Source organism: Sinorhizobium terangae (assembly GCF_009601505.1).
Classification (GTDB): domain Bacteria; phylum Pseudomonadota; class Alphaproteobacteria; order Rhizobiales; family Rhizobiaceae; genus Sinorhizobium; species Sinorhizobium terangae.
Window position 1 is genome coordinate 66,014 of the sequence record NZ_WITC01000100.1, and the last position, 15,154, is coordinate 81,167.

14 protein-coding genes are annotated in these 15,154 nt (G+C 62.2%); 4 read left to right on the plus strand and 10 right to left on the minus strand.

Annotation, left to right across the window (positions count from 1 at the left end):
* Positions 1-40 precede the first annotated feature (40 nt).
* Both purF and GHK62_RS23755 read left to right on the plus strand, forming a co-directional pair.
* The gene (gene purF, locus GHK62_RS23750; RefSeq protein ID WP_153441509.1) at positions 41-1,531 is read left to right on the plus strand and encodes an amidophosphoribosyltransferase; all 1,491 of its coding nucleotides are present in this window, start codon (positions 41-43) and stop codon (positions 1,529-1,531) included.
* Positions 1,532-1,542: 11 nt separating this feature from the next.
* Complete coding sequence (locus tag GHK62_RS23755) at positions 1,543-2,283, plus strand: SDR family NAD(P)-dependent oxidoreductase (RefSeq protein WP_153441510.1); 741 nt, start codon at positions 1,543-1,545, stop codon at positions 2,281-2,283.
* Between the two features lie 101 nt (positions 2,284-2,384).
* Here the strand turns inward: GHK62_RS23755 and GHK62_RS23760 are convergent, their stop codons facing one another.
* The 4 genes from GHK62_RS23760 to GHK62_RS23775 form a co-directional block, all read right to left on the minus strand.
* Positions 2,385-3,254: a CDP-alcohol phosphatidyltransferase family protein gene (locus GHK62_RS23760; RefSeq protein WP_153441511.1), complete on the minus strand. Its 870-nt coding sequence runs from the start codon at positions 3,252-3,254 to the stop codon at positions 2,385-2,387.
* Between the two features lie 9 nt (positions 3,255-3,263).
* On the minus strand, positions 3,264-3,962 hold the full coding sequence (locus tag GHK62_RS23765; RefSeq protein ID WP_153441512.1) for a phosphatidylserine decarboxylase: 699 nt from the start codon (positions 3,960-3,962) through the stop codon (positions 3,264-3,266).
* Between the two features lie 101 nt (positions 3,963-4,063).
* Entirely contained in the window at positions 4,064-5,956 is a 1,893-nt protein-coding gene (locus GHK62_RS23770; protein WP_184108521.1) for an ABCB family ABC transporter ATP-binding protein/permease, read from the minus strand.
* 224 nt (positions 5,957-6,180) lie between these two features.
* Positions 6,181-7,908 carry a LysM peptidoglycan-binding domain-containing protein gene (locus GHK62_RS23775; protein ID WP_153441513.1) on the minus strand — a complete coding sequence of 576 codons (1,728 nt, stop codon included), beginning with the start codon at positions 7,906-7,908 and terminating at the stop codon, positions 6,181-6,183.
* A gap of 251 nt (positions 7,909-8,159) precedes the next feature.
* Here GHK62_RS23775 and GHK62_RS23780 point away from each other — a divergent pair, with 251 nt between their 5' ends.
* Positions 8,160-8,777 carry an LOG family protein gene (locus GHK62_RS23780; protein WP_153441514.1) on the plus strand — a complete coding sequence of 206 codons (618 nt, stop codon included), beginning with the start codon at positions 8,160-8,162 and terminating at the stop codon, positions 8,775-8,777.
* 90 nt (positions 8,778-8,867) lie between these two features.
* Positions 8,868-9,816 (plus strand): IS630 family transposase gene (locus tag GHK62_RS23785; protein ID WP_153441515.1). Its coding sequence is split into 2 segments (ribosomal slippage): positions 8,868-9,203 and positions 9,205-9,816, totalling 948 coding nucleotides; the frame shifts between segments, so codons are not numbered across the junction.
* Between the two features lie 104 nt (positions 9,817-9,920).
* Here GHK62_RS23785 and rarD read toward each other — a convergent pair.
* The 6 genes from rarD to GHK62_RS23815 form a co-directional block, all read right to left on the minus strand.
* The gene (gene rarD / locus GHK62_RS23790) at positions 9,921-10,859 is read right to left on the minus strand and encodes an EamA family transporter RarD (RefSeq protein ID WP_153441516.1); all 939 of its coding nucleotides are present in this window, start codon (positions 10,857-10,859) and stop codon (positions 9,921-9,923) included.
* A gap of 194 nt (positions 10,860-11,053) precedes the next feature.
* A complete protein-coding gene (cimA, locus tag GHK62_RS23795; protein WP_153441517.1) occupies positions 11,054-12,670 on the minus strand; it encodes a citramalate synthase in 1,617 nt (538 codons plus the stop codon).
* A gap of 65 nt (positions 12,671-12,735) precedes the next feature.
* Positions 12,736-13,698 (minus strand): prolyl aminopeptidase, encoded by a 963-nt coding sequence (pip, locus tag GHK62_RS23800; protein WP_184108520.1) that lies wholly within the window; start codon positions 13,696-13,698, stop codon positions 12,736-12,738.
* Complete coding sequence (locus GHK62_RS23805) at positions 13,695-14,195, minus strand: GFA family protein (protein ID WP_153441519.1); 501 nt, start codon at positions 14,193-14,195, stop codon at positions 13,695-13,697. The genes pip and GHK62_RS23805 overlap by 4 nt, the downstream gene beginning before the upstream one ends.
* Positions 14,192-14,671, minus strand: coding sequence for a GFA family protein (locus tag GHK62_RS23810; RefSeq protein ID WP_153441520.1), 480 nt, complete (start codon positions 14,669-14,671; stop codon positions 14,192-14,194). Before GHK62_RS23810 ends, GHK62_RS23805 begins: the two co-directional genes overlap by 4 nt.
* Complete coding sequence (locus GHK62_RS23815; RefSeq protein ID WP_153441521.1) at positions 14,668-15,150, minus strand: GFA family protein; 483 nt, start codon at positions 15,148-15,150, stop codon at positions 14,668-14,670. The genes GHK62_RS23810 and GHK62_RS23815 overlap by 4 nt, the downstream gene beginning before the upstream one ends.
* Between the last annotated feature and the right edge of the window lie 4 nt (positions 15,151-15,154).

The following is a 15,154-nucleotide window of genomic DNA, read 5'->3' on the forward strand; positions in this document are numbered from 1 at the left end:
ACGATATGCGCACCGGCATGGAGCAAAAGGCGAACTTGTGATGACCGATCTTAGATCCCGTGAAATCCACGACGAACTCGATGGCGACACCCTGCACGAGGAATGCGGTGTCTTCGGCATTCTGGGACATCCGGATGCAGCCACACTGACGGCGCTCGGATTGCACGCGCTCCAGCATCGCGGCCAGGAAGCGGCCGGTATCGTCACCTTCGACGGCAAGCAGTTCTATACCGAAAAGCGCATGGGTCTCGTCGGAGATCACTATACCGACCCCGCCACGCTGGCCAAGCTGCCCGGCTTTATTTCCATCGGGCACACGCGCTACTCGACGACCGGCGAGGTGGCGCTGCGCAACGTCCAGCCGCTCTTTGCCGAACTCGAAGTCGGCGGCATCGCTATCGCCCATAACGGCAACTTCACCAACGGGCTGACGCTGCGTCGCCAGTTGATCGCCGACGGCGCGATATGCCAATCGACCTCGGACACGGAAGTCGTCCTTCACCTCATTGCCCGCTCCAAGCAGACCTCCTCCTCCGATCGCTTCATCGACGCCATCCGCCAGATGGAAGGCGGCTATTCGATGCTGGCGATGACGCGCACCAAGCTGATCGCCGCGCGCGACCCAATCGGTATCCGCCCCCTCGTCATGGGCGAACTCGACGGCAAGCCGATCTTCTGCTCGGAAACCTGCGCACTCGACATCATTGGCGCCAAATACATTCGTGATATCGAGAACGGCGAAGTGGTCATTTGCGAGATCCAGCCGGACGGCTCGATTTCGATCGACGCGCGCAAGCCGGAAGCACCGCAGCCGGAACGCCTCTGCCTCTTCGAATATGTCTACTTTGCACGCCCGGATTCGGTCGTCGGCGGTCGCAGCGTCTATGTGGCGCGCAAGAACATGGGCGTCAATCTCGCCAAGGAATCGCCCGTCGAGGCGGATGTGGTCGTACCTGTGCCCGACGGCGGCACGCCGGCTGCGCTCGGCTATGCACAGCAGAGCGGCATTCCCTTCGAATACGGCATCATCCGCAACCACTATGTCGGACGGACCTTCATCGAGCCGACGCAGCAGATCCGGGCGTTCGGCGTCAAGCTGAAGCATTCGGCCAACCGTGCCATGATCAAGGACAAGCGCGTGGTGCTCGTCGATGATTCCATCGTGCGCGGCACGACGTCGGTCAAGATCGTACAGATGATCCGCGATGCCGGCGCACGCGAGGTGCATATCCGTGTTGCTAGCCCGATGATCTTCCATCCGGACTTCTATGGTATCGATACGCCGGACCGCGACAAGTTGCTCGCCAACCAGCATCCCGATCTCGCGTCCATGTGCCGCTTCATCGGCGCTGACTCACTCGAATTCCTGTCGATCGACGGGCTCTACCGGGCTGTCGGGGGTGTAGCGCGCGACCCGCAAGCGCCGCAATTCACCGATCATTATTTCACCGGGGACTACCCGACGCGCCTGCTCGACCAGGATGGCGCAAGCAATGTCCGCAAACTCTCGGTTCTCGCCAGCAACGGATAAAAGACAATCAAATGACGCCCAATCTGAAAGACCGGGTCGCCCTGGTCACCGGCGCATCGCGCGGCATCGGCTATTTCACTGCCCTCGAATTGGCTAAGGCTGGCGCGCATGTCATCGCCTGCGCGCGCACGGTCGGTGGCCTTGAGGAACTGGACGATGCCATCAAGGCGGTCGGCGGTTCGGCGACGCTCGTCCCCTTCGATCTCGCGGACATGGCGGCAATCGACAAGCTCGGAGGAGCGGTCCACGAGCGTTGGGGCAAACTCGATATCCTCGTTGCCAATGCCGGTGTGCTCGGCACGATTTCGCCAATCGGCCATGTCGAGGCCAAGGTGTTCGAAAAGGTGATGACCATCAACGTCACCGCGACCTGGCGGCTGATCCGGTCGGTTGAGCCGCTGCTCGTCAAATCCGACGCGGGCCGGGCCCTCATTGTCTCATCGGGCGCAGCGCACAAGTGCAAGCCCTTCTGGGGCCCCTACTCCGCCTCCAAGGCGGCCGTCGAGGCGCTGGCACGCACCTGGGCGCACGAAACCCAGCGCCTGCCGCTCCGCATTCTCAGCGTCGATCCGGGGCCGACCCGCACGGCAATGCGGGCCCAGGCGGTACCCGGCGAAGATCCGGCAACCGTGCCGCATCCGTCCGAGGTCGCGGCCGCGCTGATGCCGCTTCTCGGGCCAGACCAGACCGAGACCGGCAAACTGTTCCTGGTTCGCGAAAACAGGATCGTCGACTATCGGATGCCGGAATAACCGGAGCAATTCCGGGAAATTCAAGCGAAAAAGAAAGCCACCACGGTCATCCGTGGTGGCTTCTTCTTTTATTACGAGGCCCTTTTTACGAGGCCTTCCTGTCAGTCGTTATCGCCCGGCAGTCCATCGCCCCCCTGCGCCGGGTGTGCCGGCCAGTCGCCATATTTGCGCTGCCAGGAGCGGGCGCCGAACGGCAGGCTGATCAGATAGGCGAGCGCCGTCACCACCATCGTTTCCCATGTATAGGTCATCAGCGTCGCGACATAGAAGACGACGACGAGGATCGCCGGCAGGACGAGATCGCGGCGCACGCGGTTCTCCGACTTGCCGGACCAGACCGGCAGGCGGCTGACCAGAAGGAAGGCGATCAGCACTGTATAGGCCGACGCGATAAGCGCAAACAGCCGATCCGGCGCAAGGCCGAGCAGACCGAGATAGACCGGCAGCAACACCAGCATGGCGCCGGCAGGTGCCGGAACGCCGACGAAGTATTCCGACTGCCAGGATGCCTTGACCTGGCGCTCGGCCATGACGTTGAAGCGTGCCAGCCGCAATCCGGTAGCAATCGCGTAGATCAGGGCGGCGATCCAGCCGATCGACCGCGCCTGATCCAGCACGAAGACATAAAGAACCAGTGCCGGCGCGACGCCGAAATTGATGATGTCCGCGAGTGAATCCATCTGGCCGCCGAAGCTCGACGTCGCCTTGAGCAGCCGCGCGACCCGTCCATCGATACCGTCGAGGAACGCTGCAAACAGCACCATGGCGACGGCCAGTTCGACGCGGTTCTCGAAAGCGAGCCGGATGCCGGAGAGGCCGGCGCAGATCGCGAGCACAGTGATCATGTTGGGGATCATCAGGCGCAGCGGAATTTCGCGCAGGCGCGGCCCGCGCGCCTTGTCGTTCGATCCGTCCGTCTCCCCGGACGGTTGCACTGTTTCCGTCGGCTTTTCCTGCTGGGGCTCTTCCATGACGGCTCCTTATGCGCGGCGGCTGACAACCGGCCCCTTCGCGGAGCCGAATTCAGCAAGCACCGTTTCGCCGGCGACGGCGGTCTGCCCGACGCTGACGCGCGGCTCGGCTCCTTCCGGCAGAAACACATCAAGCCGGGAACCGAACCGGATGAGACCGAAGCGCTCGCCCGCTTCGAGCGAGGCGTTTTGCGCGGTCCAGCAGAGAATACGCCGCGCGACCAGGCCGGCAATCTGGACCACGCCGATTTCGCCGTGCTTCGTCTCGATGACGAGGCCGTTGCGTTCGTTTTCGTGGCTGGCCTTGTCGAGCTCGGCGTTTACGAACTTACCGGCCCGATAGGCGATGTGGCGCACGGTTCCGCTCATCGGAGCGCGGTTCACATGGCAATTGAAGACGTTCATGAAAACCGAGATGCGCAGCATGGGCGTCGACCCCAGGCCCAATTCATCCGGCGGGGTCATCACGGCAATCGAGGAGACACGGCCGTCGGCCGGGCTAATCACGAGGTCGTCGTCGATCGGCGTCATGCGTTCGGGATCGCGGAAGAAGTAGGCGCACCAGGCGGTCAGCAGGAAGCCGAGCCACATCAGCGGTTCCCACAGTAAGCCAAGCACCAGCGACACAACGAAGAAGATCGCAATGAAGCGGTAGCCTTCCTTGTGCACCGGAACGAGCGTGTTTCGCACCGTGTTGACCAAGCTCATGAACTCTACTCCAGATTTGACGTGGCATGTGACCTAGCGCGAATCCCGGAGTCCGGCAACGTCGAAAGATTGGTGCCAGGCCGCGCATTCACCGTCCATCGTCACGCGGCTGGTTGGCCACGGTCGATGATGCCCAGATCGTCGCTCTCGCGCACCCGCTTCAGCTGCTCTTCCGCCTGAGTTGCTTCGCGCTGGCGGCTCCACATGGAAGCATAAAGGCCCTCGCGATCGATCAGTTCTCCATGCGTACCGCGCTCGGCGATCACGCCGTCCTTGAGGACGATGATTTCGTCCGCATGGATGACCGTCGACAGGCGGTGGGCGATGACGAGCGTCGTGCGGTTGCGGGACACGATGTCCAGTGCCGCCTGAATTTCCTGTTCCGTCTTGGTATCGAGCGCGGATGTCGCCTCGTCGAGGATCAGGATCGGCGGCGCCTTCAGGATCGTGCGCGCGATCGCCACGCGCTGCTTCTCGCCACCTGAAAGTTTCAGCCCGCGCTCACCCACCATGGCCCGGAAACCGTCCGGAAGACCGCGGATGAACTGCGCAATCTGCGCCGCCTCGGCAGCCGCCTCGACCTCAGAGTCGGATGCTTCGATGCGACCATAGCGGATGTTGTAGGCGATCGTATCGTTGAAGAGCACCGTGTCCTGCGGGACCATGCCGATCACCGAGCGCAGGCTTTTCTGCGTCACGTCGCGAACGTCCTGTCCATCGACGGTGATCGACCCATCCTGGACATCGTAGAAGCGGTAAAGCAGCCGCGACAACGTCGACTTGCCTGCCCCGGACGGTCCCACCACCGCCACCGTCTTGCCGGCGGGAACGTCGAAGGAAATGCCCTTGAGGATTGGCCGGGCGGAATCGTAGGCGAAGTGCACGTCCCTGAAGGAGATCGCGCCCTTGTCGATCGTCAGTTCCTTCGCGTCCGGCTGATCGACCACTTCGGCCTGAACATCGAGGAGATCGAACATGTGCTCGATGTCGGTCAGGCCCTGGCGGATTTCGCGGTAGACAAAACCGATGAAATTCAGCGGGATGGCAAGCTGGATCAGCATCGCATTGACGAAGACGAAATCACCGATCGTCTGATCGCCGCGCTGCACGGCAAGCGCCGATATCGTCATCATCACCGCGGTACCCGCGCCGAAGATCAGCGCCTGACCGAAGTTCAGCCAGCCGAGCGAAGTCCAGACCTGGGTCGCAGCGCGCTCGTAGCGCTCCATCGATTTGTCGAAGCGCTTCGCCTCCATCTCTTCGTTGCCGAAATATTTGACCGTCTCGAAATTGAGGAGCGAGTCGATCGCCTTGGTGTTCGCATCGGTGTCGCTGTCGTTCATCGAGCGGCGAATAGCGATGCGCCAGTCGCTGGCGCGCACCGTGAACCAGATGTACAGCCAAACCGTCACGGCCGTCACGAAGAGATAGCTGAAGCCGTAGCCCCACCAGAAGATCACCGCCGTCAGCAGGAATTCGATCAGCGTCGGCACGCTGTTCAGGATGGTAAACCGGACGATCGTCTCGATGCCTTTGGTTCCGCGCTCGATGATGCGCGAAAGCCCGCCCGTGCGCCGCTCGAGATGAAACCGGAGCGAGAGCTGATGCATGTGGACGAAGGTCCTGTAGGCAAGCTGCCGCACCGCATGCTGGCCGACGCTCGCAAAGAGTGCGTCACGCAGCTGGTTCAGACCCGCCTGCAGCAGACGCGCGAGGTTGTAGGCGAGCACCAGCATGACCGCGCCGGTCAGGAACTGCGGCAGCGAGGCCAGTGCGTCCGGCCTGCTGTTGAGCGCATCGGTGGCCCACTTGAAGAAATAGGGAACGAGAATAAGGACGACCTTCGCGACCACGAGGATCACCGTCGCCCACACCACCCGCAATTTCAGGTCGGCGCGATCGGCCGGCCACATATAGGGCCAGAGGTTCGCGATCGTCTCGAACGGATTGCTCGTATTGGCCGAAACCGTCTTTTTCTGGGTCTGGGGTGCCACGTCTCAGTCCGCTTCCAGTTCTGCTGCATGTTTCCTTAAATCGGAGCCGATTCAAGGATAAAACATGCGGCAATTCAAAGTGCCACAGCGTCGTTTGTGCGTCTGGAAAGACGCGCGGCGCTGTAGATCGTCAATGAAAAGCGGCGCCTTTGGGAGACGCCGCGTTTTCTGACAGATAGGTCCGCCTGCTTCTCGCCGCAATGGAATTGCCGGCAAAAGGCAGACTATTCTTCGTGCTTCACGTGCTTGCGGTGAATTTCCCGCGATTCGTCGTCGGACATAGCCTCATCCGGAACGCCGAACACCTGGCCCGGACGGATCAAGTCGGGATTTTCGATCTGCTCCCGGTTGGCAAGGTAAATTGTCGTGTAGCGAACCCCTGCCCCGTAGACCCGGCGCGAAATCTGCCAGAGCGTGTCACCGCGCCGGATGATGACCGAACTCTTGCTCTCCTTGAGCGGAGCCTGCTCGATCGTCGCGGGTTGCTCGGGTGTCTCGACCGGAGCCGCCGCCGCTGCGTGTTCGGAAGCAGGCGCTGCCGCAGCACTGCCGGCACCGTCGGCCACCGGCGGCGCCGCCGGCTTGGCTGCGTCCGCCGCCGTCGTCGTGGCCCCGGGCCTGATAACCGCCTCGGCGACAGCACTCGGCCGCGTCAGCGCAGAGCCTACCGTTGCCTCGACCTTTGCCAGTGCCGCGGCGACGCTTGCCGGGTCCTGCTGTGACGACTTGAGCACCGCCAGCGCATCAGCCGCGGCCTTGGATGCTGCGGCTGCGGCGGTCGCCTGCGCCTGGTCCGCATTGTCCGCCGGCTTGAAGTCGGCGAGCGACTGCAGCGCGATTTCCGTGGCGGAACGGGCCGCGGCAAGCTGCTCGGCGGAGGGCCGTTTGCCATCTGCGAAAAGCCCTTTCAGCAAGGCAATCGCCTTGCTCGCCTCGCTCCGCACGCGATCAAGCCCGTTGATCGCTGCCCCCGCCTGCGGGCCCGCGACGGCTGCCACCTGACTGCCTGCCGGACGGTCGAAGGGCACCGATGCGCGCATCGCCACCTTGCTTCCGTCCTCGTTCAGCATGTCGGCCCGGATGATGTGGCTGCCGACCGTCAGATCGATCGAGCCATCAACAACGAATTTGCCCTTGTCGTCGGCCTTCATCTCGCCGACGAACTTATCGTCGGCATAGATGCGCACCAGCGCGCCGGGCTTGGCGTTGCCGGCAACGTACATCGTCCCGCCCTCGATCTCGACGGCGGTGACCTGAAGACCTGGAACGCCAGCGGGTTTGGCCGGCGTCTCGGGCGCGCCCGCAGGCTCGCTGCCTTGCGCATTCGGCTGCACAGCAGCGCCCACCGGCTTTTCATCGACCTGGGGCGTGGTGATCAGGCGGCTCGCTTCGCCGGGTTTGGACACCATCGCCAGCAATTGGCCGGTCGAGTCCTTCGGGACGGAGACCGTCGCCACTTCTTCGGACGTCTTCGTCGCGCCGCCTGCACCGACACTGCGCAGGGTCAGCTGGTGGTCGCCGGCGACAAGCGGCTTGTCAAAGACGGCGGCGAAATCGCCGGCGGCGCCGACGTCGGTCGTTCCGATAACCGTGTTGCCGCTGAGGATTTCGAGTTTGGTGCCGGGCTGGGCGCGTCCCGCTATGACCGTCGATCCATCGGGTTCGACACGAAGGATGTCGAAGCCCGGGACCGTCCAGTTCGCTGGATTGGACGCGTCGGCAGTCGCCTTGCCCGCGACGTCCGGCGCAGCCGCCTGACCTTCCGGCGCGGCCGGGGCGGTTTCGACCTTGGCCGCCGGCTTCGTCTCGGCCGGCTGACCGCCACTCGCGGTCGGCTGTGCGGCCCGCTCCTTGTCGTCGTCACGCAGATTTGGCTGGACCACGAAAACCATTAAGGCGGTCGCGGCTGCCAAGACGCTCAGCGCCACCCAACCGGCTTTGTTCTTCATCATGCTACTCTCCACACGGGGCGGAGCAATACAACGCTCCGCGCATGTCCCTTTTATTGGTCCCCGGCGCGGACATTTTTTTGCCATTATAGCGCAACAGCCGCCCACCCGTCCTAATTCTTCAACGTATTACTGAAATTGCTAACGTTTCCTATAGTTTCATACAAGCGCCCAAGTCTCATGCAGGCCTCATTGCCGCTGCTTTTTCCCTCATTTTTCTTGACCGATGCTGCGCTGCAATGTCTTTTGGCCCCATGACCAAGCAAAACACCCCGATTCGATCGATCTGCGTCTATTGCGGCTCTCAGCCGGGACGGGACGCGGCCCACATCCAGGCGGGTCGCACGCTGGGAAAATCGATCGCCGATCATGGCCTCGGCCTCGTCTATGGCGGCGGCACGCGCGGCATCATGGGCGCGGTGGCAAGCGGCGTGCTTTCGGCGGGCGGCGAGGTTACCGGCATCATTCCGGAATTCCTCATGGACAAGGAAGCAACCCGCCACTCGCTGGGACAGCTCAGCGAACTCGTTGTCACCGCCGACATGCATGAGCGCAAGCACAAGATGTTCGAGCGTGCCGATGCATTCGTGGCGCTTCCAGGCGGCATAGGCACGCTTGAGGAAATCGTCGAGATCATGACCTGGGCACAGCTCGGCCGGCACAGAAAGCCGATGGTCTTCGGCAACATCAGCGGCTTCTGGAATCCGATGCTGGAACTGTTGCAGCATATGCGCGATCAGGGCTTCGTGCACACGGCCCATCTCGTCCAGCCGCTGGTTATCGACAGGGCCGAAGACATCGTCCCCGCAATTCTTGCCTCGGCCGCCGCGATGGGCCGCGAGGGCGAAGCCGAGATCATTTCCAAGCTCTAGAGCGGTTCCGGTTTTGACTGAATCGGAGGGGATTCCGTTTTAGTCCGTTTTGTGATTCAAGATGCTGGCTGGAGCGGAGGCCAGCATCCGATGACGCGACCTCTTTCGAACGATCTTCGTGAACGTGTTGTTGGCGCCATTTCGGCGGGGGAAAGCTGCCGATCGGTGGCGGCTCGTTTCGGCATTGCCGTATCGTCGGCGGTGAAGTGGTCTCAGCGCTATCGTTCGAACGGGTCCGTGGCGCCCGGCAAGATGGGCGGCCACCGCAAGCATGTGCTGGAGCCGCACCGTGCGTTCATCGCGGAGCGGATCAACCAGACGCCGCATTTGTCGCTGCACAGGCTGAAGGAAGAGCTGGCGGCGCGTGGGGTGAAGGTGTCGCACGATACGGTCTGGCGGTTCCTGCGCCGCGAGGGGTTGCGGTTTAAAAAAAACGCTGTTCGCCCTTGAGCAGGCCCGTGCCGATATTGCCCGCCGGCGGCAACGCTGGCGCTCCTGGCAGTCCGGTCTCGATCCGAGACGGCTGGTGTTCATTGACGAAACCTGGATCAAGACCAACATGGCGCCGCTCTATGGCTGGGGGCCACGAGGCAAGCGCCTGCGCGGCTTTGCCCCGCACGGCCACTGGCGCACGCTGACCTTTGTCGGCGCTTTGCGCCACGACCGGCTGGCAGCGCCTTGCGTCTTCGACGGACCGATCAACGGTCGGTGTTTCCGCGCCTATGTCGAACAACAGCTCGTGCCCGTGCTCGAACCCGGCGACATCGTCATCATGGACAATCTCGGCTCGCACAAGTCGGCGGCCATCCGGCAGATGATCCGAGCCGCCGGCGCGCGGCTCTGGTATCTCCCGCCATACTCGCCCGATCTCAATCCGATCGAGCAGGCCTTCGCCAAAATCAAACACTGGATGCGGGCGGCTCAGAAGCGAACCGTCGAGGAGACATGGAAATACCTCGGCAGCCTTGTCCCCTCACTCCAGCCCGACGAATGCAGCAACTACTTCGCCAACGCCGGATATGCTTCTGTCAAAACCTGAAACGCTCTAAAGCGCGTTTATGTATGTCGTTAACCCAAACCGCTGCTTCAGAAGCGTCGCGGTTCAAGCAACGTTGCGCGTCTGATGAGACGCGCAGTGCTGTTCTACTCAGCCGGAGCCGGCTGCGCCGCGCGACGGGCTCTGCTTTCGGCGAGCATCGCGCCCGAATAAACAAACAGCGCCGCCCAGATCAACGCAAAGGCGATGAGTTTCGCGGTCCCGAAAGGTTCGTGAAAGACGAAGACAGCGATGACGAAGATCATCGTCGGGGCGATATACTGCATGATGCCGATGGTGGAGAGCCGCAGGAGCTTCGCGCCATTGGCATAGATCATCAGCGGCACGGCCGTGACGATGCCGCAAGAGAGCAGCCACAGGACATCGGCAAGACCGGTATCGCCGAAGTGGCCTTGGCCGGTCGATTCCAGCCAAAGGATATAGCCGATTGCGGGAATGCTGAGCAGCAGCACCTCGAGGAAGAAACCCTGATTCGGCCCGATCGGCAGCGTCTTGCGGAAGAAGGCGTAGAACCCCCAGGAGATGCAAAGCCCGATCGAGACCCACGGCAGGCCGCCGGCATCGAAGGCGAGCACGGCAACCGCGATGACGGCGAGCGCGATCGCCACCATTTGTGCCGCGTTCGGCCTCTCCTTAAGCAGCACCGCCCCCAGGAAGATCGAAAACAGCGGATTGATGTAATAGCCAAGCGCCGTCTCGATCGCCCGGCCGGCGCCGATCGCCCAGACATAGATGCCCCAGTTGATCGTGACGAGCACAGCCGTCAGTGTTGCCATTCTCAGCATGCTCGGCGACCTGAGCGCAGTCTTGAGCTCTTGCGTGCGACCGAGCCACACCAGCACGAGGCCCGCAAGCGGGACCGACCAAACGATGCGATGGGCGACGACTTCCGCCGCCGGGATGTGCGCTACCGCCTTCATGAAGAAGGGCAGGAAGCCCCAGAGCAGATAGGCGGAAAGCGCAAAGGCGAAACCCTTGGCGGAATCGGTATTTTCGGCGGGGATCTTCGCGTTTGGGTCGGCCATGATCTTTTTCCTGAAACGTCACCGGAGCCGAACGAAGGTTCGCAACCGCTCCGCCATTGATCAACGGTCTGGCCTCAACGGACCGCCGTTCCTCCAGCGTCCTACTCCAATGAATGGTGATGCACCAATTCATTTCCGTGAAACGAAGAGTGAGAGCCACTTAATATCTAGCGAGAGATAGCCCCCTGCACCCCTTATTCGGCCGCAATCAATCCGATCTGATCGCGGTTCTTAAGCAGCTTGTAGACGATACTGTCCATGAGCGCCTGGAAGGATGCATCGATGATGTTGTCGGAAACGCCGACCGTCCACCAGCGCGCGCCGGTGCGGTCGGTCGATTCGATCAGAACGCGCGTGATCGCCTCGGTACCGCCGTTGAGAATGCGCACCTTGTAGTCGGCAAGCTCGAGATCGGCGATCTCCGACTGGTATTTGCCGAGGTCCTTGCGCAACGCAAGGTCGAGCGCATTGACCGGACCGTGGCCTTCGGCAACCGACATCATGACTTCCCCATCGACGACGACCTTGACCACCGCTTCCGAGACTGTCTTCAAGTTTCCGTTCGCATCGAAACGCCGTTCGACCATCACGCGGAAGCTCTCGACATGGAAGAAATCGGGAACGGTCCCGAGAATGCGGCTTGCGAGCAGGGCGAAACTCGCATCCGCGCCCTCGTAGGCATAGCCTGTCGCCTCGCGCTCCTTAACGATGGCAATCAGCTTGTCGAGCCTGGGGTCGTCCTTGGCGACACTGATGCCGCGCCGCTTGAGAGCGTTGATGAAATTGGCCTTGCCGCCCTGGTCCGAGACCATGACCTTGCGCAGATTGCCGACGCTTTCGGGCGCGACGTGCTCATAGGTTTTCGGGTCTTTCAACAGGGCTGAAGCGTGGATCCCCGCCTTGGTCGCAAAGGCCGATGCGCCGACATAGGGCGCCTGCGGATCCGGCGAGCGGTTCAAGAGCTCGTCGAACGCATGGGCGAGCGTCGTCAATTCCTGCAGTTTTTCGGAATCGATTCCGGTTTCGAAGCGGCTCGAATAGGTTTCCTTGAGTGCCAGCGTCGCGATCAGTGTCACCAGATTGGCATTGCCGCAGCGTTCGCCGATGCCGTTCAGCGTTCCCTGGATCTGGCGGACACCGGCCTCCACGGCGGCAAGCGAATTCGCCACCGCCTGGCCGGTGTCATTATGGGCATGGATGCCGAGATTGGCACCGGGCACGCCTCCGGCGATCACGGCGGCAACGATTGCGCGCACCTCCGGCGGCTGCGTGCCGCCGTTGGTGTCACACAGCACGACCCAGCGTGCTCCCGCCTCAAGCGCCGTCCTGGCGCAGGCAAGCGCATAGGCGGGGTTTGCCTTGTAGCCGTCGAAGAAATGCTCGCAATCGACCATGGCCTCGCGGCCGGAGGCGACGACGGCCTCGACCGAGGCGCGGATATTGTCGAGGTTCTCCTCGTTCGAGCAGCCAAGCGCTACCTCGACATGATAGTCCCAACTCTTGGCAACGAGACAGACCGCGTCGCTCTTGGCATCGAGCAAGGCGCGCAGGCCCGGGTCGTTGGAGGCGGAGACGCCGGCGCGCTTGGTCATGCCGAACGCCACAAACGATGCCTTATGCGTGCGCGTCCGCTTGAAGAACTCGGTGTCCGTCGGGTTGGCACCCGGGTAGCCGCCTTCGACATAGTCGATGCCGAATTCGTCGAGCATGGTCGCAATCGCAATCTTGTCCTCGACGGAAAAATCGATGCCGGGCGTCTGCTGCCCGTCCCGAAGCGTGGTGTCGAAGAGATAGATGCGTTCCGTGGTCATGGCTCAGTTCCAACCTGCTAATAAGTCAGCGCGGCATGCCTGCGAAATCCGCAGGCACTTCCGTGCTATTCCGTCTTGCCTGCAAACTTGTCCGTCGCGCGGATCAGGCAGTCGAGAATGCCCGGCTCCGAATAGGCGTGTCCCGCTCCCTCGATCAGATGGAATTCCGCCTCCGGCCAAGCCTTGTGCAACTGCCAGGCATATTTGGCCGGGCACGGCATGTCGTAGCGGCCGTGCACGATCAGGCCTGGAATTCCTTGGAGCTTGTGTGCGTCGCGCAGCAACTGCCCCTCCTCCAACCAGCCGGCATTGACGAAGAAATGGTTCTCGATCCGGGCAAAGGCGTGCGCATATTCCTCCTCCTCAAAGGGTTTGCTCGTCGCCGGTTCCGGCAATAGCGTGATCGTCTCGCCTTCCCAGATGCTCCAGGCCTTCGCTGCGGCGAGCCGCGTCGCGCGGTCCTCGCTTGTCAGCCGCCGATGATAGGCCAGCATCATCTCATGGCGTTCCTCCGGTGGGATCGGAGCAACGAAGCGTTCCCATTTGTCGGGGAACATTTCCGAGACGCCGAACTGGTAGTACCAGTCGAGCTCGGCCCTGGTCAGCGTATAGATGCCCCTGACAACGAGTTCGGAAACACGGTCCGGGTGCGTTTCGGCATAGGCAAGTGCCAGCGTCGAGCCCCAGGAGCCGCCGAAAACAAGCCAGTGTTCAACGCCGGCCAATTCACGCAGGCGTTCGATATCGGCAACGAGATGCCACGTCGTATTCGCCTCGATCTCCGCATGCGGCGTGGACTTGCCGCAGCCGCGCTGATCGAACAACGTCACGTCGTAAAGTGCTGGGTCGAAAAGGCGACGGTGGTTCGGCGAGATCGTGCCGCCCGGTCCGCCATGAAGGAAAACCGCCGGCTTTGCGCCGGGCGTGCCCACGCGTTCCCAATAGATCACATGGCCATCGCCCACATCGAGGCGACCTGAGGCATAGGGTTCGATTTCCGGATAAAGGGTACGCAATGTAACGCTCACGACAGGTCTTCCTCGGGTGGCCAATGCACGGTGTCGTAGTCGGGATGCTGGCGGTTCGTTTCAAGTACAATCAAGTGACGCTCAGCCGATTCTTCGCTGCCGTCGTCGGTCTCCTTTTCGCGAAGACGCGGCAGATGAGAAAACCAGAACACACGCGACTCGATTCCGGACTGATAGACCGGCTGTACGTCGTCCGGATCGTCGAGCGAGCCGAGCGCGATGTTCAAGAAATCCTCGTTCGGCATGTCGTAGAAGAGCGGTGTGCCGCAGTCGCGGCAAAAGCCGCGCCGGACGAGTTGCGACGACTGGAACCAGGACGGTTGTCCACGGGTAATCAGAAAGTCGTCCCGCTTGATATTGGCGAGCGGCAGGAAGTAGTTGCCCGCCGCCTTCTGGCACATGCGGCAATGGCAAATATGCGGATCGTCGAGCGTGCCCTCGGCGCGATAGCGCACCGCGCCGCACTGGCAGCCGCCGGTAAAGATTCGTCTGATCATGACTTCCAGTCCCCTGGGGCCGGCCACTGATCGGTCTCATGGTCAGGGTGCTGGAAAGAAATGATCTGTTCCTGCCTTGCATAATAGTCCGGGTCTTGGTGCACCGGCTGATCGAAAATCGTTTCGACCCAAGCCAGTCGCGAGGCGTAGTTGACCTGGATTTGCGGAGCAAGGTCCGAACGGTCATCAAACGTGCCGATCGCAATTTCGAGGCCGCCCGGATGTCGGTAGGTCAGCGGCGTGCCGCATTTCCGGCAGAAGCCGCGATCGATATTGACGGAGGACTGGAAGTAACTCGGTTCGTCGCGGGTCCACTCGACCCCGTCCTTTGGGGCTGTGACGAGCGCCGAAAAGAACGACCCGAACTGCTTCTGACACATGCGGCAGTGGCAGATCGAGGGGCGGCCGAGCTTTCCATGGATGCGGAAGCGCACGGCTCCGCATTGGCATCCTCCTGTGCGTACGGCATCGGTCATCGCTTTGCCTCCGGTGGCCAGGTTTCGGTGTCGTGATCGGGGTGCTGATACGAAACGAGATCGGCGAGGAACGAGCCCGCTGCCACATCCGCCATCGTATCTTCGCCCGGCAATTCGTGCACCCGGTCGACATAGGGCAGCTTTGCCTCGATACCCCACTGGACCGTCGGCACGATGCCTTGAGGCCTGTCGAAGGCTGCGATCGCCAGTGCCATGCCGTCCGGCGCCTCATAGGTCAGCGGCGTGCCGCAATCACCGCAGAAGCCGCGCCAGACGGCGTTCGACGACTGGAAGCGCCGGCGCTCGCCGCGCGTCCAGGTGACCGTCGCGCCGCGCACGGAGACGAGCGGCAGATAGAAGTTTCCGCTCGCCTTCTGACACATGCGGCAATGGCAAACCGAGGCGTCGCCAAGCTCTCCCTCGACGCGAAAGCGGATCGCGCCACATTGGCATCCGCCAGTATGGATCTCGTCCGTCATGTCA